Here is a 20,857-nt window from a genome sequence, read left to right as displayed (position 1 = left end):
AGGCATTCCGAAATGCTTCCCCCTCCAGGAACGGCCAGCGATGAAGCAGATCACATCAAAAAAAATCGTGCGTTGGAGTGCCCTCTCGGCACTCGTCGTGGGCCTTGGCGCCGGCTTCGGCTGGCGCGCCGATGCCGCCAGGACGGTCAGCGTCTCGCCGCAGGGCACCTCGCCCCAGGTCAGCCAGGCGGTGGTGAAGTTCGACGAGCCGATGGTGGCGTTCGGCTCGGCCGCGCAGCCCGACCCGGCGCACCTGAGCTGCAACGATGCCGCTGCCGCGAAATACGACGCGAGCTGGAGCGACGCGCGCACCTGGCTCGTCAATTTCCGCCAGGACCTGCCGCCCGGCGTGTCCTGCACGATCGAACTCGACGACACGCTGCGCTCGGTGGCCGGCCACGCCGTCACCGGCCCGCGCCGCTTCACGTTCCAGACGGGCGGCCCCTACCCGGCCACGGTGCGCCCCGGCGGCGGACGCATCGAGGAGCGCCAGCTGTTCGTGCTGAAGCTGACCGGCCCGGCCACCGAGGCTTCGGTGCGCGAGCATGTCTGGTGCGAGGCCACCGGCATCGGCAACCGGATTCCGGTCACGCTGGCCGATGCCGATACGCGCAGCAAACTGCTCGATCATTTCAAATGGAAGGCCGACGCGGCCCGCGTGCTGGTGCTCGGCTGCGCGCAGGCGCTGCCGCCCGGCGTGAAGATGCAGCTGGTGTTCGGCAAGGGCGTGGCGAGCCCGAGCGGCATCGCCAACGACAACGAGGCGCGCTACGACTACGAGGTGCGCGAGCCGTTCGCCGCCTCGTTCAGCTGCGAGCGCGAGAACGCCAAGGCGCCCTGCACGCCGCTGCGGCCGGTGCGCATCGAGTTCAACGCGCCGATCGCGCGCGCCGACGCCGAAAAGCTGCGCCTGCAGGGCCCCGGCGGCGCGCTCGCGCCCACCTTCAAGCCCGATGACCAATCCGCCCAGACGCGCACCGTGGAGTTCGCCGCGCCGCTGCCCGCCAGCGCCGACCTGACCGTCACGCTGCCGGCCGGGCTGACCGACGACAGCGGCCGGCCGCTCGACAACGCCGACCTGTTCCCGCTCAAGACCCGCACCGCCGCGATGCCGCCGCTCGCGAAATTCTCGTCGTCGACGTTCGGCATCATTGAGCGCTACGCGGAGCCCGATTCGCCGGCGCTGGTGCCCGTCACGCTGCGCAACGTCGAGGCCGACCTGAAGATCGCCGGGCTCGACGCCGGCCGTGCCGAGTTCGCGAACATCCGCGTCGAGGACGACAGCGCGATCCGCGACTGGATGCGCACCGTCGAGCGGCTCGACGGCATCGCGATGTCGGTGCATGAGCTGGACGCGGTGCGCCCCGGCCTGTTCGAACACGCGGCGCACCCGGTGTTCGTGCCGCCCGCCGAGGGCGAGAAGCCGCCCACCGGCCAGCACCGCATCGTCGACCTGCGCTCGCTGTCGCTGCTGGCCGGCGAGCCGAACCAGCAGCGGCTGGTGCTGCCGAAGGCCGACCCGGCCACGCTGCGGCCGTTCGAGGTGGTGGGCGTGCCGATCGCCAAACCCGGCTTCTACGTGCTCGAACTCGCCTCGCCCGCGCTGGGTCGCTCGCTGATGGCCAAACCCGCGCCGATGTACGTGCGCACCACCGTGCTGGTCACCAATCTCGGCGTCCATTTCAAGCAGGGCCGCGACAACAGCCTGGTGTGGGTGACCACGCTCGACAAGGGCAAGCCGGTGCCGAACGCGGAGATCCGCGTGTCCGACTGCAACGGCGAGACGATCGCCTCGGGCCGCACCAACGCGCAGGGGCTGCTCGCCATCGACGGCACGCTCGCCGCGCGGCGCTCGTGCGACTACGAACACGGCTATCGCAATACGTTCGTGTCGGCGCGCGTGAACGACCCCGTCACCGGCCCGGACATGGCGTTCGTGATCGACGACTGGAACCGCGGCATCGAGCGCTGGCGCTTCGACGTGCCGACCGAGTACGGCAGCGGCTCGCGCGCGATCGCCCATACCGTGTTCGACCGCACGCTGGTGCGCGCCGGCGAGACGGTTTCGATGAAGCACTACCTGCGCGTCGAGCAGCTCGCCTCGCTCGGCTTTCCGAAGCAGTATCCGAACCGCGTCACGATCCGCCATCTCGGCAGCGGCGACACCTATCACCAGCCGCTCGTCTGGGCCGCCGACCACACCGCCGATTCGTCGTTCACGCTGCCGCCCGCCGCGAAGCTCGGCGAATACGCGGTGACGCTCGACAACGGCAGCGCCGATGCCGACAAGGACGACAAGGACGGTGACGGCGGCAGCGACGACGACGCCTCGCGCGCCAGCTACGACAGCGGCTCGTTCCGCGTCGAGGCGTTCCGCCTGCCGGTGTTCAAGGGCGCCGTGGGCGTGCGCGACGCGAAGACGAGCCCGCTCGTCGGCGCGAGCGAGGCGCCCGTCACCGTGCAGCTCGACTACGTGTCGGGCGGCCCGGCGTCGAACCTGCCGGTGCGCGTATCGGCGCTGGTGCGCCCCGCCACGCCGGCCTTCCTCGATCGCTATCCCGACTTCTCGTTCAACCCGTATCGCGCGCAGCAGCCGGGCGCCGATGCCGGCGCGAGCGACGACGACGACGGTGACAGCAACAGCGCCGACACCGCGTCCGCGCCCGATCCCGACGCGCCGAAGCTGGTGGCCGACAAGCTGCCCGTCACGCTGGACCGCAACGGCGCCGGCAATCTCGCGCTGAAATCGCTGCCGAAGGTGGACACGCCGCGCCAGCTCTCGCTCGAGGCCACCTTCGCCGATCCGAACGGCGAGATCCAGACAATCCGCGGCGACACCACGCTGTGGCCCGCCGCGCTCGCGGCCGGCATCAAGGCCGGCCACTGGGTCGCGGTGGGCGACACGGTGCCCGTCACCGCGCTCGCGATCGACCTCGACGGCAAGCCGCACGCCGGCGCCGAAGTGGAGATCCACGGCTACGCGCGCGTCACCACCTCGTCGCGCAAGCGCATGGTGGGCGGCTTCTACGCCTACGACGACCGCAGCGAAACCAGCGACCTCGGCACGCTCTGCAGCGGCAAGACCGACGACAAGGGGCGCCTCGCCTGCGACGCGAAGCTCAAGACCGCCGGCGAGATCTCGCTGGTGGCCGTGGTCAAGGATGGCGCCGGGCGCGCCGCCACCGGCAGCACCTCGGTGTGGGTGGTGCGCGAGGACGAACTCTGGTTCGGCGGCAACAACACCGATCGCATCGACCTGATTCCCGAGAAGCCCGCCTACGAGCCCGGCGAGACCGCGCGCTTCCAGGTGCGCATGCCGTTCCGCTTCGCCACCGCGCTGGTGGCCGTGGAGCGTTCGGGCGTGATGGAAACGCACGTGGTGCAGCTGAACGGCCGCGATCCGAGCGTCGAGCTGAAGGTGGAGCCGGACTGGGGGCCGAACGTCTACGTGTCGGTGCTCGCGCTGCGCGGGCGGCTGCGCGAGGTGCCGTGGTACTCGTTCTTCACCTGGGGCTGGAAGACCCCGATCGAATGGGCGCATGCGTTCTGGAACGAGGGCCGCCACTACGTGCCGACCACCCCGCTCGTCGATCTGTCGAAGCCCGCGTTCCGCTACGGCGTGGCCGAGATCAAGGTGGGCATCGCCCCGCACCGGCTCGGCGTGACGGTCACGACCGACGCGGCCAGCTATCCGGTACGCGGCACCGCCCACGTGAAGGTGGCCGTCAGGCTGCCGGACGGCAAACCCGCGCCGGCCGGCACGCAGGTGGCCGTGGCCGCGGTGGACGAGGCGCTGCTCGAACTGATGCCGAACGACAGCTGGGACCTGCTCGGCGCGATGCTGCAGCGGCGCGGCTACGGCGTGGAAACCGCCACCGCGCAGATGGAGATCGTCGGGCGCCGCCACTTCGGCCGCAAGGCCGTGCCGGCCGGCGGCGGCGGCGGTGCCGCGCCCACCCGCGAGCTGTTCGACACGCTGCTGCTGTGGAACCCGCGCGTGACGCTCGACGCGCGCGGCGAGGCCACGCTCGACGTCAAGCTCAACGACGCGCTGACGCGCTTCTCGATCGTCGCGATCGCCTCGACCGGCGCCGACCGCTTCGGCACCGGCCGCGCCAGCGTGCGCAGCACGCAGGACCTGCAGCTGATCTCGGGGCTGCCGCCGCTCGCGCGCGAGGGCGACGCGCTGGTCGCGCCGTTCACGCTGCGCAACACCACCTCGCGCGCGATGAAGGTGGTGGTCACGCCGAACGCGCCGGGGCTCGCGCTCGCCGCGCAGACGGTCGATCTCGCGGCCGGCGCCTCGCATGAAGTGTCGTGGCGCGTGGCGATCCCCGACGGCATCGCCGACGCGGGCGGCGCGCTGCCGTGGAGCGTCGCGGCCGTCGAACAGGGTGGCGCGCATGCCGCCGACGCGCTGAAGATCACGCAGCGGATCGTGCCGTCGCTGCCCGTCACCGTGCAGCAGGCCACGCTCACCCAGGTGGACGGCAGCTTCTCGCTGCCCGTCGCGGCACCGGCCGGCGCCGCCGCCGATCGCAGCGGCGTGCCGCGCGGCGGCATCTCGGTGGCATTGCAGGCACGGCTCGCCGACGGCCTGCCCGGCGTCACGCGCTGGTTCGAGCGCTATCCGTACCGCTGCATCGAGCAGCAGACCTCGCGCGCGATCGGGCTGCACGATCCGAAGATGTGGCAAGCCGTGGTCGCGCAGATGCCCGCCTACCTCGACCGCGACGGCCTCGCGAACTACTTCCCGGCCGACGCCGACAGCGGCCCGACCGGCAGCACCGCGCTGACCGCCTATCTGCTGTCGGTCACCGACGAGGCGGCCAGGCTCGACCCGCGCTTCGCGATCCCCGACGCGCTGCGCTCGCAGCTCGAGGCCGGGCTCGCGAGCTTCGTCGACGGCCGCATCACGCGCGACAGCTGGGCGCCGCGCCAGGATCTCGAACTGCGCAAGCTCGCCGCGATCGAGGCGCTGTCGCGCCACGGCGCGGCGCAGGCCCGCATGCTCGGCTCGCTGACGATCGCGCCGGAACGCTGGCCGACCTCGGCGCTGCTCGACTATCACGCGATCCTCTCCCGCGTGGCCGACATCCCGCAGCGCGACGAGAAGCGCGCGCAGGTCGAACAGCTGCTGCGCGCGCGCATCACCTATCAGGGCACCCAGCTGGTGTTCTCGACCGCGCGCGACGACGATCTCTGGTGGCTGATGAGCGGCACCGAGACCAACGCCGCGCGGCTCGCGCTCGAGTTCAACGGCGACGCGGCCTGGAAGGACGAGATGCCGAGGATCCTGGCCGGCCTGCTCGCGCTGCAACGCAACGGCGCGTGGCAGACCACCACCTCGAACGCGCTCGGCCAGCTTGCCGTCGAACGCTTCTCGAAGACCTATGAAAGCACGCCGGTGACGGGCCAGACGCTGCTGCAGTTCGGTGACACGCAGCGACGCATCGGTTGGGGCGGCGCCGCGGTGTCGGCGGCCGCCGCTGCCGCGCCTGCTTCGGGCGCATCGTCCTCGACCGCTTCGGCAACGGCGGCCGCCGCGCCGTCGAACGCGGCCTCCTCGGCCTCCGCCACGCGCGCGGCCGGCGCGCGCCAGGCGCTGCTGCCGTGGCCCGCCGCGCAACCGGCACCGGTCACGCTGGCGCTGACGCAGGACGGCACCGGCAAGCCGTGGGCGACGATCCAGAGCCTCGCGGCGGTCGCGCTGAAGGCGCCGTTCGCGGCCGGCTATCGCGTGGTGAAGACGGTCACGCCGGTCGATCCGGCCGTCAAGGGCGTGCTCACGCGCGGCGACGTGCTGCGCGTGAAGCTCGACATCGACGCACAGGCCGACATGACCTGGGTGGCCGTCAACGATCCGGTGCCGGCCGGCGCGACGATCCTCGGCTCGGGCCTCGGCCGCGACTCGGCCGCGGCCACGCAGGACGAGAACGCGCCGAAGGGCAGCTGGCCGGTGTTCGTCGAGCGTGACTTCGACGGCTATCGCGCCTACTACGACTACCTGCCGAAGGGCCACGCGACGCTCGAATACACGGTGCGGCTCAACGCGGTCGGCAGGTTCGGCCTGCCGCCGACGCGCGTCGAGGCGCTCTACGCGCCGTCGGCGTATGGCGTGACGCCGAACGTGCCGGTGGTCGTGCAGCCGGCGCCGGACGCGCGGCCGTGAGCGGTTCGCGTTCGGGGGCACGGGCCAGGCTGTCGGGCGGGTTGCCCGAAGGCCTGCCCGGGCGGGCGCCCGGTGGGCCGATCAGCGGATTGATCAGCGGGTCGCTCGGTGAGCCGCCTGGTGAGCCGCTCGATCAGTCGATCGACGCGTCGTTCGATCGGCCGCTCGCGGCACGGCAGCCGCCGCGGCTTGCCTCGGCGGCACCCGCCTCGCCGAACGCGGCCGGCCGCGCAGGCGCCGGCTGGCGTTCGCCGACACCCGACGCATTCCCCGCAGCGTCCGGCCGCCCGCCGCGCGAGCCGCATCCCGGCGCTGCGCCCGGCCTCGCGCGCCTGCTGCGCGTGATCGCCGGCGCGCTGTGCCTCGGCACGGCCACGCTCGCCTGCGCGGTGCCGAGCTACGATGCCGTGCGCCGCGACTGGCGCAGCTCCGACTGGATCCTGCTCGCGCGCGACGGCACGCCGTTGCAGCGCACGCGGATCGACGACGGCGAGCGGCGCGGCGACTGGGTCGCGCTCGCCGACGTCTCGCCGGCGCTGCGCGAGGCCATCGTGGTGTCCGAGGACAAACGCTTCTACGCGCACAGCGGCGTGGACTGGCGCGGCATCGCCGGCGCCGCCTGGGCGAACCTCTGGAACGCGCGCACGCGCGGCGCGTCCACCGTCACGATGCAGCTGGCCGGCCTGCTCGGCGACGGCGCGCGCCACTCGGGCCAGCGCTCGCTGCCGCAGAAGGCCAGCCAGGCGATCGACGCGCTCTGGCTCGAACGCGGCTGGCGCAAGGACCAGATCCTCGAGGCCTACCTGAACCTCGTGCCGTTCCGCGGCGAGACGGTGGGCCTCTCGGCGCTGTCCTACACGCTGTTCGGCAAGGCGCCATCCGGCCTCGACGAGCGCGAAGCGGCGGTGGCCGCCGCGCTGATCCGCGCGCCGAACGCGCCCTATCCGAAAGTGGCCGAGCGCGCCTGCCGGATCCTGCGCGACATGCAGGCCGCGCCGCGCTGCGCCGGCCTCGACGGCTTCGTGCAGCTCGCGTTCGCGCGGCCGGCCACGCCGTCGTCGGCGTTCCTCGACGGCGAGGCGCTCGCGCCGCATTTCGCGCGGCGCGTGGCGGCGCAAGCGCGGCCGCAAGCCGGCGCGCGCGTGCGTTCGACGCTCGACGCCGGCCTGCAGCGCTTCACGCGCGACACGCTCACGCGCACGCTGACCGAACTGAACGCGCCGCCGCAATCGCGCGACGTGCAGGACGGCGCCGCGATCGTGATCGACAACCGCAGCGGCGAGATCCTCGCCTGGGTCGGGTCGTCGGGCGCGCTGTCGGCCGCGCGCGAGGTGGACGCCGTGCTGGCGCTGCGCCAGGCCGGCTCCACGCTCAAGCCGTTCCTCTACGCGCAGGCGATCGACGAGCGGCGCGTGACGGGCGCCACGCTGCTCGACGATTCGCCCGTCGATCTCGCCGCCGGCGGCGGCCTCTACGTGCCGCAGAACTACGATCACGACTTCAAGGGCTGGGTCAGCGTGCGCAGCGCGCTCGGCTCGTCGCTGAACGTGCCGGCCGTGCGCACGCTGGTGCTCGTCACGCCGCACCGCTTCTCGAAGACGCTGACCGCGCTCGGCCTGCCGCTGACCGAACAGGGCGACTACTACGGCTACAGCCTCGCGCTCGGCAGCGCCGACGTCTCGCTGCTCACGCTCGCCAACGCCTACCGCGCGCTCGCCAACGGCGGGATCGCGCGGCCCACCTTCGACCTGCCGCGAGGCCCCGCACCGGGCACCACACCGGCCGGCCGGCGCGTGTTCAGTGCCGACGCGAGCTTCATCGTCACCGACATGCTCGCCGACAACAACGCGCGCACACGCACCTTCGGCTTCGACAGCCCGCTCGCCACGCACGCGTTCTCGGCCGTCAAGACCGGCACCAGCAAGGACATGCGCGACAACTGGACGGTCGGCTTCACGTCGCGCTACACGGTGGGCGTGTGGGTGGGCAACGCCGACGGCACGCCGATGCGCAACGTGTCGGGCGTGACGGGCGCCGCGCCGGTATGGGCCGCGATCGTCGCGCGGTTGCATCGCGCCGGCGGCAGCGTCGCGCCGCCGGCGCCGCCCGGCGTGGTGCGCGAGCGCGTGAGCTTCGAGCGCGCGATCGAACCCACGCGCGACGAGTGGTTCCTGCGCGGCACCGAGACGGCCGAGGTGCGGCTCGCGGCCGGCGCCGGCGGCGAGCCGGCCGCGCCGGCACGCGGCGACGCGATGCCGGCGGGACGCCTGCACGCCGTGTCCGCCGGCACGGCGCCGCGCGCGCCGCTCGCGATCGCCGCCCCCACCGACGGCACGATCTTCGCCGTCGATCCCGACATCCCGCCGCGCAACCAGCGCGTCTGGTTCGAGCGCGTGGCCGGCAACAGCGGGCGCGGCAGCTGGCGGCTCGACGGCCGCGTGATCGGCCGCGGCGAGCGCGTCGCGTGGCTGCCGTGGCCCGGGCGGCACGAGCTGGCGCTGCTCGATGCCGGCGGCAAGGTGGCCGACCACGTGGCGTTCGAGGTGCGCGGCGCGGTGGCGAAGCCCGGTGCGGGAGCGGCGGCGGCGCGCCGCGCGCCTTGACCGGGCACCATGCCATGCCGCGCGCGGCCCGCGGATAAACGGCGGGTCCGCCGACTGCCATCGATACGCCGCGGTCGGGCGGTCGGGCGGCCGGCCATCGCCGCCCGCGAATGACATGTTGCCGGCGTGCCCGGACGCGCCGGCAATACCGCCCCCGGACCATTCGTTTTCATCGCTCCGAACCGGGGATCGCACGCCCGCCGACTCGTGCGACAGTTCGATGAAAATTCGATGTTCATATTTAATAAAGCGAATTCATTTTGATATCGTCATTAAATTACAACATCCCGGCATCGCTCGCCCGGTGATTCCGTTCATTTTTCCTCGATTTACTTACAGGGCAAACGATTGCATTGCATAAATTAATTAACCCGACTTCCCCGCCTGCCGCGAGCACGCTTCCGGGTATTTAAAAATTCATCCGGTGAACGGAAGCCTGATGCTAAAGTTTATCAGCGGCGCGTCGAGAATATCTTGACGGCGGAGCGTCCGGAGGGGCCGGACGTTGCTTCCGCAGGCACGCGCGGTGGGGTCCGCGCGTCACGCCGGTGCGATCAGAAAGACGTATCTGCCACGACCAAGAAGCGAGACCATGAAAACACGAGAGAAAATGACTGCAACGGTCTGCATGACCGTTGCCGCGGGGTTGCTATTGTCATCTTCCGGCGCACTGGCGCAGGAGTCGGCCAACGGCGATTTGAATTCCTGCGTGAAGAAGGAGCAGGTCCTGACCACCGTCAAGGGCGTCGGCATTGGCGCATTGGCCGGCGTTTCAGCCATGTTCGTCGCGCACAAGAGCCAGGATGCCGGCAAGGCCGCATTGATCGGCGCGGTGGCAGGCGGTATTGCGGGATTCGCCACCGCCTATTACACCGCCGTCGATACCTGTTTCAAGAAGAACCCGTCGTGGCTGCCCGAATCGGATATTCAGCGCACCAGGGATTACGACAACGTCCGCAACGCCATCCACTACAAGAAGAGCCAGGGCGTGGTGACGCGCGTCGAGTCCGTCGATGTCGCCGGCCCCGTGAAGCCCGACAGCCAGGCCGAGGTCAACAGCACCTTCATCCTGATGACGCCGGACGGCGCCGAGGCGCCCGTCACGGTCGAGCGCAAGCTCTACGTGGTCGACAAGGACAAGCAGACCGAACTGCCCTTCCCGGGCCGCAACGCCGAGCAGCGCACGTTCGAGCCGGGCGAGCAGAAGGACGTCGTGCATATCCCGATCCCGCACGACGCCAAGCCCGGCAGCGTCTACCGCGTGGAGTTCCGCGTCACCGCGAACAACCTGCCGCCGGCCTCGGCGTCGAGCCAGTTCACCATTGCGGAGTGAGTTCCGGCCGGGTGCCGCTCCGCGCGGCATCCGGCTGCCCGCATGTTCGCCCCCGTTGAAACAGGCGGTGGACGGCATGCGCCTGCCGGGCGCATGCCTCACCGTCACGCGCCGCTCCATTCGATGAACACGATTCTTGCACGCCTCGCCATCCTGGCCGGCACCCTGTTGCTCACGGCCTGCGCGGCCAGCGACCTGCCGGGATACCGTAACGCCTATCACGGCTACGACGTTCCGCAGCCGCTCGTCGAGCAAATCAAGGCCAAATTCCGCCAGCACGGCCTCGATGGGGCCAGCGTCGCCCGGGACAGCACGGGACGCATCGAGCTGACCGGCACGTACCGCAACGAGGACGAGGTCGACGACGCGTTCACGATCGTGCAGTCGATCGTCGGCATCAAGTCCACCTCGCCGTTCTATCCCGAACATATCCTGCAGAAGCGTTGGGAAGCGGCCGCGGGCAAGGCGCTCGCCAGCTACGCCCACGAGCGGCGCAAGGCGGCGGGCGCACCGGTGAAGCGCGCGCTGGTGATCGGCATCAATCATTTCGTCGACCATGTCCATACGCCCGACATCCAGGGCGCCGACGACGCGGTGGTGGTGCAGAACTACCTGCAGCGCGCGGGCTACCGGGTCACGGCGCTGCTCGACGAGCGCGCCACCCAGGCGGCCGTCAAGGCCGCGATCGCCCGGCTCGACAGCGAGATCGGCCCGAACGACGACGTGTTCCTCTACGTGTCGAGTCACGGCAACCTGCCGGTGCCGACGCCGGGCGGCCAGGACCAGCGCAGGATGTCGATCCTCGTCTACGACTCCGGCAGCGCGCAGACGATGCGCTCGCACGACCGCGCCGACGTCATGCTGTATTACCAGCGCCACTCGGTACCCGACACGCTGGTGCAGAACCTCGCGAAGAAGCCGAGCCACACCACGCGCGTGGTGATCGACACCTGCTACAGCGGCGACATGCTCGACGACATCCACGACGAAAGCAGCACCTACATTCGCGCCGCCAACGGCGGCAGGCGCGAGGAACAGGGCATTTCGCTCGCGTCGTGGACCGGGCCGGCCTACACCACCAAGGGCATCCGGTTTTCCGCCGACGACGCCGACGACGCCGACGCCCCCGCCGGCGCGAAGGGCGTGCACGCCGCGATCGACCGCAGCCGCAGCGGCTACATGCTGATCACCGCCACCAGCCCGGACGAGGAATCGCTCGCGCCGACTTCGGGCACGTTCCGCAGCCCGGTCTCCGCCGATCGCGTGCTGAAGGGTTCGTACTTCACACAATCGCTGTTCGATTATCTGGGCCACTACAACGGCCAGCTCGACCCGGCGTTCAACGACGCGCGCAGCTTCACGTCACGCATCGCGATTCAGGTGTCGGACGGTCAGGCGCATCAGATTCCGCGCCAGTACTCGACCATCCCTTCGCAACAGAACGATCTGCTGCGGTAAGCCCCGGATCGCGTCCGACCGACCCAAGTTCATTTGGAGAACCACCATGCGATACCCCCTCGCCGCCCTGACCGTCGCCGCTCTCGCCAGCCATGCGTGGGCCGGAGAAGGTTATACGGCGAAATCCCTGTTCTTCGCGCAGGACGACTCGCTGGTCACCGTCAGCACGGCCGGCGCCAAGGAGGCGAGCCCGCTGGTGGCCTCGCGCGACACGACCGCGACGCATGCCCCGAGCCAGGACGCCGGCAGGATCGTCAAGGCGGCCCACAAGCGCAAGGCCACCGCCCTCGGCGCGAGCTATTTCGTGCGCCTGAAAAACGCCGACGGCACCACGCAGGACGTGCTCGCCAAGCGGATTTTCCGCAGCGGCGATCGCTTCCAGCTCGGCGTGAAGGTGAATCGCCCGTCCTATGTCTACATCCTGAACCAGGCACCCGACGGCAAGGTCACGCAGATCTACCCGCAGCCGTCGCAGGACAACTTCGTCGACGCGATGGGCGTGGTGTTCCTGCCGGCAAAGGGCGCGTTCCAGTTCGACGACCAGCCCGGCATGGAAAAACTGCTCGTGTTCGTTACCTCGCAGCGCGAGCACGACGACGTGTCGCGACGCCTCGACCACCTCGCACCGGACCTGATTTCGACCGCCCCCGCGCAGAAGTCCGCCGACGCGGGCGCATGCCCGGCCGCCTCGAACCTGACCGCCGCTACACCCGCGGCGGCGTCCGCGCCGGACGGCGGCGAACCGCTCCGGCTGACCGACCAGCCGGCATCGGCACCGGCCGGCGGCGAGCCGCTGCAACTGGCCGATGCCGGGACCGGTTACGTCAGCAAGGGCATCGCGTTCGCGCCGGACCAGGACGCCTCGTGCGCGGCCAGCCTCGCGCAGGACCCGTCGCCGGGCTACAAGGCGAAGGGCATCGTGTTCACGGACGATGCGGCGCCGGCGGCCGGCGGCCAGGTGGCCTCGTATGTCGTCAAGCCGACCACGCGCGCCGACGCCGACCTGTACCTGAAGATCAACCTCTTGCACGAGTGAGCATGCCGGTACGGCTCTCTGAACAGACAGGATCCCGAACATGGAACACAACAACCACCTGATCATCGGTCTCGGCGGCTCCGGCGGCAAGATCATCCGCAACCTGCGCAAGATCCTCGAGCGCGGCCGCGACGCCCGGGGCGGCAGCGCGTCGACGGCGCGCTTCGAATACCTCTACGTCGATACCTCCAGCGACGAGATGGACAAGCGCGACGAATGGAAAGTGCTCGGCAAGGACATCGATCTCGCGCGCAGCCAGTACCTGATCAACACGGCCAGCAACGTGCGGCCCGTGCTCGACGATCCGGCCTCGTTCCCGGGACTGCGCGACTGGATCGAGCCCAAGAGCATCTTCGATTTCGTCAAGCCCGGTATCGCCGGCGCAGCGCAGCGCCGCAAGCTCGGCCGCCTCGTGTTCGCCCAGAACGCCACGCAGTTCGTGCGGGCCCTCGAGGATCGCATGCACGTGCTCGAACAGAGCCCGGGCCGCAAGGGCGCCGTCATCCATGTCGTCTGCGGGCTCGCCGGCGGTACCGGCAGCGGCTCGGTGGTCGACGCGGTCGCGCTGATCCGCAACAAGTACACGGACCCGGACCTGCACCGCATCGTGATCTACGCGCTGCTGCCGGAGAAGGACTCGCGCCGCGTGCGCGACGTGGCGGGCTTTTCGAACTACTACGCGAACGGCTACGCGGCACTCGCCGAACTCAACGCGATGGCGGTCGGCAAGTACCATCCGGCGAACGTGCTGGACGGTTCGCGCATGAATCACGACATCTACTTCAACGGCTGCTACCTCGTCAGCAACGTCAACGAGCACAACCTGCAGTTCGACATCGAATCGGAAACGCCGCGCATCGTCTCCGAATTCATCTATCAGAAGACCCTCAACCAGCAATGGGAAGGCCTGAACCGGGCCGAGAAGGGCGAGAATGACATCAAGAACTTCGAGAGCGAAGACGATGGCGGCAAGGCGCGCGCGAAGCTGTTCCTGTCGTTCGGCGTCGAGCGCATCGTGGTGCCCGAGGAGGAGATCAAGGAATACCTCGCCTACGGCTTCGCCGAGCAGGCCACCCGCCAGCTCATGTTCAACAACTTCCGCCAGGGCGAGGGCTACGCCGACGAGCCGGTCCAGAAGGACTGGGGCTCGGAGGTGCGCAAGCCCGAGGTGGTGCAGCAGTTGCTGGTCAGCGACGCACATCTGATGCTCGAGGCCGGCATCCTCGACGAAGACGCGCAGAACGCCATGTGGAAGCCCGCGCGCGAATACTGGAAGCAGGTCGTGAGCGGACTCGGCCCGGAGATCCAGGCCGACCAGACGCTCGAGCAGACCCAATGGAGCCACGCGCTGAACACGCGGTTGTCCAAGATTTTCGACGAGACCTATCGCCGGATGGGCGGCGTGCGCAAGTTCTACGAAATCAAGGGCAACGCGCGACTCGAGATGGCACGCCACATCAGCCGCCGCATCGAGAAGGAGCTGTTTGCGCAATGGAAGGTGGGCCAGCGCTCGCTGATCCAGTTGCGCCTGTTCATCGACGCGCTCGTGATCTCGCTGGACGAACGGCTGGCGGTGTTCAACGAGGAGCTCACCAAGGCGCCGGCCACCGAACAGACCGTGCTCGCGCGCATCGATGCCTTGACCAAGGAATTCAACGACGTCGGCTTCTTCCGCCAGCATCTGACCGACAGGCGCGGCTCGCTGTTCGCGAACGTCGCCACCCACTACCAGGATCTCTACGCGCTGCGCACCCTGGTCGAAGGCCAGCGCTTCGCCGCCGGCCTGATCCCGTTCGTCAAGGACGAACTGGCCTCGCTGCGCGGACACATCGATGCGCTGCACCAATACCTCGCCGCGGCCGCCGAGAAGGTGCATCAGGAGCAGGCAGCGCGCCTCGCCGGCAAGGACGCCGTGTACCAGCAGCGCATCTTCGACCGCGGCGCGATCGAGAGCGTGATGAAGTCGGTGATCGTGGACGAGCAGGCACAGATCACGCGCACGCAGAGCGTGCGCCAGTCGATCATCAATCTGGCCGGCACCGAGGTCGATTCGTTCGACAAGCTCGCCCGCAGCGTCTCGCTCGGCTCGATCCTCTCGACCATCTCGCAGGCGTCCGCGACGATCGTCGAGATGGCGCACGCCGAGATCGCGAAGTCGCTCGCGCCGGTGCTGCACGTGAACATCGTCGAGCGCCTGCAGAAGCAGTACGACGCGAACCCGAGCGGACTGAAGGACTTCGTCTCGCAGCTCTACGAGAAGTCCGGCACGATGCTGCAGTACAACAAGACCGAGGTGGATCGCACGGTTTCGAACAACGAGGGCGGCTCGCGCGGCACGGAGAAGACGATCGCGGTGTTTCTGCCCGAGTGCGAGAGCCAGAAGAATTTCCATGCCTCATTGACGGCGATGTTCGAGGAGCAGAAGGACCCCGCGTCGAACACGGTGGTGGCAACCGGCCGGCTGTCCAACGAGATCGTCATCATGAAGGTCGCCTCCCTGATGCCGGTGCGCTTCATCGAGCCGCTCGCGCTGCTCAAGCGCCACTACGACGGCCTGCTCGGCGACCGCAACGAATCGTTCCTGCTGCATGGCGACGGCAACGGCAAGCAGCTGCCGCCGCTCTTTGCGCGCACCGCGACCGAGATCGCGATACAGGCGAGACGCAAGCCGTACCGGCTCGTGGCGCGCCTGCTCGGCATGCTCAAGGGGCGTGCGAACCGGACCACCGGCGAACCGGAATGGGTGCTGACCTACGAGTCCGATGGCCTGCCCGCCTCCAAGGCCCTGAGCGGGGGCACCTGGGATCGCGTGTTCGACGGCGATCAGCCCGAGGCGCTCCAGGCGCTGCTCGAGAAGGAAGTGACGCGCCGGCTCGGTGCCGACTACCAGCATCTCGAACGGAAGAACGCGCTGCTAGACGAGTTCAATGCCTTCGCGCGCGCGCGGCTCGAGGAGCTCGGCGACGATACCGACCACCCGGCCTACCAGGAGCTCGTCCGGATGAAGGTAGCGGTACGCGAGATCGTCGGGCTGCCGGCCGCGTCGACCGAATACGCCTGAACCGGGCCAGGAAACATCCATCCATAGGGAACAGCAAGACCATGGCGAACTACAAATGCCGCGCCCGCGGCGACTGCGATCGTGCCGAGCGCGGCGAGGTTTTCGTACTCTCGCCGGGCGAGAACCTGAATTGCCCCGGCTGCGGCTTGCCGCTCGAACTGCTGGACACCGAGACAAGGAAGCCGACCAGCAAGGTACCGATCGCGGCGGCCGTGGCCGGGATCGCGGTGCTGGCCCTCGCGGGCGGCGGCTACTACTACAGCGCTCATCGCGCCGAAACCCGGGCCGACACGCGGCAGGCGTCCACGGCCGCGATGCCGGCATCGACGCCCGCCGCCCCGCTCGCTTCCGCTCCGGTCGTGCCGGTCGTGACGGTCGCGGGCCAGGCACCGGCCGCTCCCGCCGCGCCGGTCATCGCCTCGGGGCCGAGCGGCATCGCGCCGACCGACGCGGACATCGCCGCGCTGCGCAAGCAGGGCGACGAGAAGCTGGCGAAAGCCGACGCGGCCGGCGCCGAAACCGCCAGCAACGACGCCGCCGCGAAGGAGATGATCAAGGTGGCGATCGCGGACATGACGCAAGGCAAGCTCGATGACGCCGACAAGGCCTTGAGCGATGCGGCCACGCGCGCGCCGAAGCAGTCGCTCGTCTATTACAACCTGGGCGTGCTGCGGCTCAAGCAAGGCCGGACCGACGACGCGCTGAAGGCGCTGGACGAAAGCTTCCAGCTCGGCTTCGCCTACTTCGACCAGATGGCGAAGGACACCGACCTCGACAGCATTCGCAACGATCCGCGCTTCGTTGCCCTGCTGAAGAAATATCACCCGGCGACGGTGTGATGCGGCTCGCCGGCGTCGCGGCGACGGCTGGTTGCGCGAACCGCAGCCACCGGCGCCCGGAGCGCCTCGCGTTTGTGGTAAGCGGCGAGCCCGATCGGGTGTGAAAAGGCGGCGTGGGCATCGGTATTGAGCGGTGGTTCTATCCGGATCAACGTGATTTTCAATGCGAGCATTTTGGCATGGACGATGACAGCGCCATGCGCGATCGCTAGTTCTCTCTCCCAACAGGCGCAGTTGCCGTATCGGCAATATCGACTCGAAGATGACGAAAGATCCGGCAGTGGAAAACGATGTCTACGAACGATATGGATTGAAGTGGGCTGACTTCCCACATCTCATTACCCCCTCGGCACATAGCGATGAAGCAGAACTGTTTTGCGCCAAGCAATCGCTGGCCGTCTATGCTGCCTATCCGAACTCGCCGCATGCGCCGGGCCAAGATTACATCCCCTGCCGCCAGCGAAACGCCATTGCCAGCCGCACCCTCGCAATCGAGAGAATGATCGAGGGCGGTGCCGATGGCCAGTCTCGAAGCTTCGACGCGGAGCGCGGTTATCGCGTCGTCGTCACTGATCAGGCAAGCGCACTGCTGACGTGGAAAAACGATCATCTCGTCATTGCGTTCAGAGGGACTGCCAATTGGCAAGATTGGATTCACAACTTCACCGGCGGCACTATCGATATGGAGGCCGCCTTCTCGAGCCACGGCGCGCAGCTACACAAAGGATTCACCGGTCTCGCCGAAAATCTCGCTCCCGCGATCCTGGAACTCATCATCGAGTTTCTGCAATACCGCGAAAGCAACGAGCCGGCACCGCCATTGACCCTTTGCGGCCACAGCCTCGGCGGCGCGCTGGCTCTCAACTTTGCCGCTTGGCTGCATCGCCACGCTAAGTACAATCATTGGCCCAACGCCCGGCGCGCCGATCGGCATGACTTCCGCTTGGGGGCGACCTATACCTTCGGGGCGCCGCGCATCGGCAAAGGGGAGATCTGGCAATACATCCACCGCCCGCATTATCGGCTGATCGTTCAAGGAGATCCGGTTCCCTCGACCCCACCCGGATTCGCGTCTGATTTCCAGGCCACCTATCTTTCGAAACCGGGCGGATCGGTGCAGCAGTCCGGGAATTCCGTCCGGAAACTATTGAAGGGGGCGTGGACGAGCCTCAAGCCGAATCTGGATTTTGGTGCTCACGACATCGAGTCCTACATCGATGCGATCGGGTCGAAGATCGAAGAAAAAAAGAAGCCGACCGTGGCGCCGCCCAACCGCGAGCGATGACGCAGTGCCGCGAGACGCCTGCCTGCAGGACAGCCTCGCGGCAGTTCCACCACCTACCGCCCGCGCCCCATCCGCACCCACAGCATCCGCCCCGCGATCACGCCGGCCACCACCGTCGCCGCATAGCCGGCCGCGAGCACGACGCTCACGTCGTCGCCCGCACTGCGCGCGGCCACCGCCGCCGTGCCGACCAATCCGATCAGCAAGATCACCAGCCACTTCATCGCGGGCCTCCCCGTCCGAACGACGTTCCCGACGTTATAGCGGCTTGCGGCGCCTCGTGCATACCGGGAAAACACCGCGTCGGTCGCGAATCGCCAAGCGGCTGTCGCGTCATGACCACTCGTGCCGCCCGCCGACGGCACATGCCCGGCGAGACGCGATTCATCGGACGGATCGAGGCCCGGGCGCTTCGGATCAGCCCCCCGTCACGACCCGCGCGCCCCCGCCAGCGCAACAGCGCGCGCCGCCCCCGCCCCCGCCCGCGCCGACGCATCGCTCGCACCGCCCGCCGCCTGCCACCAGAACTTCCCGGCCCGCAGCCCCGGATCCTGAATCGCCAGATACGTCGTGCTCCAGAGCTGCGCGGCGTTCGCCTCGGTCGCGTCGGCGCTGCGCGTGCCGAACGCGTCGGCCTGGTACTGACCGTTCAGATAGGACCAGGTCCACATCTCCTGCGTGCGCATCTCGCGCGCGTTCGAGATCACCTGCCAGATCTGCTGCCGCGCCTGCGTGAGCAGCGTGCGCGTGGTGTCCGACAGATCCTGCCGCGCCAGCTGCCGGTCCAGCCCGGCCACCCACATCGCCTGCTGCCACGACCACACCACGGTGCCGTGATAGGCCGAACTCGTGAACTTCGGCCACAACGACGGATCGGCATACGCCGGATTCGCGATCAGCATGCCGACGTCGGTGATCAGCCCGTTCGGAAACGGCCGCGTGGCGTCGGTCACGATCCGCTGCAGCGCATCCTCTGGCGGCGTGCCGAGCAGCAGCGCAAACCCGCCATCGGAATTCATCACCGGAATCGGCGCGCCGTTCGCATCGAGCGACAGCGCGTAGAAATCGAGCGGCGCGGTGGGCGCGCTGCCGGCCGGCACGCCGGCGGCCGCAGCGTAGGTGGACGCGTCGGCGGCGGCCTGCGCGGCCGGCACGCTCACCTGGAACAGCGGCGGCGCCTGCTGCTCCCAGGCCGCGGCCTCGGCGGTCGCGTTCTGCAGCACGGCGCGCTGGTCCGCGCTCAGGTACGGATCGAGCAGCCCGCGCGCGAGGAAGTTGCCCGCGGCGCGCAGCGCGGCCGGCACCAGCACGGCGTTGACGTCGTAGGGCACCACGCCGCCCGCGAGCCCGTCGGTGCTGTCGCGCCAGTTGCCGACGATCTCGCCCGGCCGCAGGTGGATCAGGTTCGCGGCGGACGGCTGCTGCACGAACGGCTGGGCGGTGTTCACCACGTGCAGCAGGTTGGTCACGAACAGGCTGCCGTTGGTCGCGCCGCCGCCGGCGGCCTGCGCGAGGAACGCGGCGGCGCGCGCCTGGCCACGCGTGTCGTCGAGCAGCCAGGCGGCCATCACGGGCGCGAGCAGATAATCGCCGTCGATCATCTTGTAGTCGTAAGTGGGCGTGGGATCGTTGGGCCGGCCGTTCTTCGCGTTGTCGATCAGCGCGAATTCGCCGATGCCCTCCTCGTGCGCGACCTTGCCGTCCGACGACAGGCGGTCGAGCACCGAACGCAGGCCGGCCTCGATCGCGGGCGGCTGCAGCACCGGCATCAGCATCTGCACGGAGATCAGCGTGTCGCGTCCGAAGTAGGTGTCGTACTGCCACGAGCCGGCCAGCAGCTTGTCGTCGAAGCTGAGGAATTCGACCACGTTCTGGCTCACCGGATCGGCGCCCGCCTGCGCGTCGAACAGCGCGTCGTGCGCGATCGGCGAGAGCGGCGTCTCGCCGGTCAGCGCCTCGACGTGCAGTTTCAGCGTGCCGGCGCCGGATGCCGCCTGCAGCACGACCTTGCCGTCCGGCGTGGCGGTGACGGTGCCGCCCTGGCGCAGCGAGATCCGCAGCGCATAGCCGGGCGCGCCGTCCACTCGGTCGCGCTGCCATTGCGCGCCGGCGTCGCGCACCACGGGCGCCGTGATGATCTGCTGCGGCACCGTCGCGCCGCCGTTGTAGTCGCGCAGGAAGCGCACGCTGCTGGCCAGCCCCTGATGGATCGTCAGCGTGCCGGTGTCGACCGACACGTCCGACGCGATCCCGTAGAGCGGGCGCCCGAGAGGGTCCTGCTGCGAGATCGGCGCGGGCGGCGTGTCGATGCTCCAGTTCACGGCCTGCGCGGTGTCGTCGAACCAGAGGCCGGTGCCGCTGTCGCCGGCCGGGAACACCACCAGCAGGCGCGGTTTGGTCGACGAACGCATCAGCAGATGCGCGGCCACCTTGTCCTGCCGCAGGAACGCGTTCACCTGCCCGCCCGCGTCCATGCGGAACGCGAGCGCCGAGGCGCTGGCCGGCGTGCCGCCCGGCGGCGTGCCGTCGTCGTCATGGCAGGCGGCCAGCAGGCCCGCGCAGATGCAAGACGCGATCAGCGATTTCACGAAACGGCGTGCTGTCATGCCCCCTCCTGTTGGTGGTGTTATCGAGCGGACTGGCGCGCGCCCGGCGGTGACGGCCATGCACCGCGCAACATGGGACGCAAGGCCCGGCAACGTGATTTGCCGGAGCAGCCCGCGAGGCGACCCGGGCAGGATCGCGTGAGGAGCGTAGAGCAAACGACGGCAGATGGCGGCCGGAGGTTGTGGCGGTGTAAGCGGGCAAAACGGCGGCCGTAAGCTTCGCGGCCGCGCCGCATGCGGCACCGCACACGGCACAGGCCGAAACCGGGAACACCGGCCGGCGGCACGGCGGCGGTCATGCCCGCCCTGCCCGGCGCCACCGTGTGCGGCGGCGCAGCGAGCCGCGCGCCTAGCAAGCCCTGTTCCGCTACCGGCGCAGCCGGCACACGAACATGGCGGCCACGATCACCGCCACGATTGATGCGCCGGATCGATCACTGATATCCGCCCATCGGGATAGGCAG

At 69.3% G+C, this 20,857-nt stretch carries 11 protein-coding genes; 8 read left to right on the top strand and 3 right to left on the bottom strand.

What is annotated here, in order from left to right:
- Nucleotides 1-40: 40 nt before the first annotated feature.
- The 7 genes from BpN12_RS06265 (at nt 41) to BpN12_RS06235 (ending at nt 16,502) form a co-directional block, all read left to right on the top strand.
- Entirely contained in the window at nt 41-6,172 is a 6,132-nt protein-coding gene (locus tag BpN12_RS06265; RefSeq protein WP_246794416.1) for an alpha-2-macroglobulin family protein, read from the top strand.
- Nucleotides 6,173-6,504: 332 nt separating this feature from the next.
- Complete coding sequence (pbpC, locus tag BpN12_RS06260) at nt 6,505-8,775, top strand: penicillin-binding protein 1C (RefSeq protein ID WP_246794641.1); 2,271 nt, start codon at nt 6,505-6,507, stop codon at nt 8,773-8,775.
- A gap of 610 nt (nt 8,776-9,385) precedes the next feature.
- Entirely contained in the window at nt 9,386-10,108 is a 723-nt protein-coding gene (locus BpN12_RS06255) for a glycine zipper family protein (protein ID WP_246794415.1), read from the top strand.
- 123 nt (nt 10,109-10,231) lie between these two features.
- Nucleotides 10,232-11,566: a caspase family protein gene (locus tag BpN12_RS06250; RefSeq protein ID WP_246794414.1), complete on the top strand. Its 1,335-nt coding sequence runs from the start codon at nt 10,232-10,234 to the stop codon at nt 11,564-11,566.
- Nucleotides 11,567-11,612: 46 nt separating this feature from the next.
- Entirely contained in the window at nt 11,613-12,602 is a 990-nt protein-coding gene (locus BpN12_RS06245) for a DUF4384 domain-containing protein (RefSeq protein WP_246794413.1), read from the top strand.
- A 40-nt stretch (nt 12,603-12,642) separates the two neighbouring features.
- The gene (locus BpN12_RS06240; protein ID WP_246794412.1) at nt 12,643-15,663 is read left to right on the top strand and encodes a tubulin-like doman-containing protein; all 3,021 of its coding nucleotides are present in this window, start codon (nt 12,643-12,645) and stop codon (nt 15,661-15,663) included.
- Nucleotides 15,664-15,704: 41 nt separating this feature from the next.
- Complete coding sequence (locus tag BpN12_RS06235; RefSeq protein ID WP_246794411.1) at nt 15,705-16,502, top strand: TPR end-of-group domain-containing protein; 798 nt, start codon at nt 15,705-15,707, stop codon at nt 16,500-16,502.
- Here the strand turns inward: BpN12_RS06235 and BpN12_RS06230 are convergent.
- Nucleotides 16,484-16,675 (bottom strand): hypothetical protein, encoded by a 192-nt coding sequence (locus tag BpN12_RS06230; protein ID WP_246794410.1) that lies wholly within the window; start codon nt 16,673-16,675, stop codon nt 16,484-16,486. The two genes, BpN12_RS06235 and BpN12_RS06230, sit on opposite strands and share 19 nt — an antisense overlap.
- Before the next feature lie 89 nt (nt 16,676-16,764).
- Here BpN12_RS06230 and BpN12_RS06225 point away from each other — a divergent pair, with 89 nt between their 5' ends.
- Complete coding sequence (locus BpN12_RS06225; RefSeq protein WP_246794409.1) at nt 16,765-17,787, top strand: lipase family protein; 1,023 nt, start codon at nt 16,765-16,767, stop codon at nt 17,785-17,787.
- A 53-nt stretch (nt 17,788-17,840) separates the two neighbouring features.
- On the opposite strand, the gene BpN12_RS06220 is transcribed toward BpN12_RS06225, so the two are convergent.
- Together BpN12_RS06220 and BpN12_RS06215 are read right to left on the bottom strand one after the other, a co-directional pair.
- Nucleotides 17,841-18,011 (bottom strand): hypothetical protein, encoded by a 171-nt coding sequence (locus BpN12_RS06220; RefSeq protein WP_246794408.1) that lies wholly within the window; start codon nt 18,009-18,011, stop codon nt 17,841-17,843.
- Between the two features lie 204 nt (nt 18,012-18,215).
- A complete protein-coding gene (locus BpN12_RS06215; protein WP_246794407.1) occupies nt 18,216-20,393 on the bottom strand; it encodes a hypothetical protein in 2,178 nt (725 codons plus the stop codon).
- Between the last annotated feature and the right edge of the window lie 464 nt (nt 20,394-20,857).

Source organism: Burkholderia perseverans (assembly GCF_022870505.1).
Classification (GTDB): Bacteria; Pseudomonadota; Gammaproteobacteria; order Burkholderiales; family Burkholderiaceae; genus Burkholderia; species Burkholderia plantarii.
The sequence above is the reverse complement of the archived record's forward strand: the minus strand, read 5'-3'. Positions and strand labels throughout refer to the sequence as shown.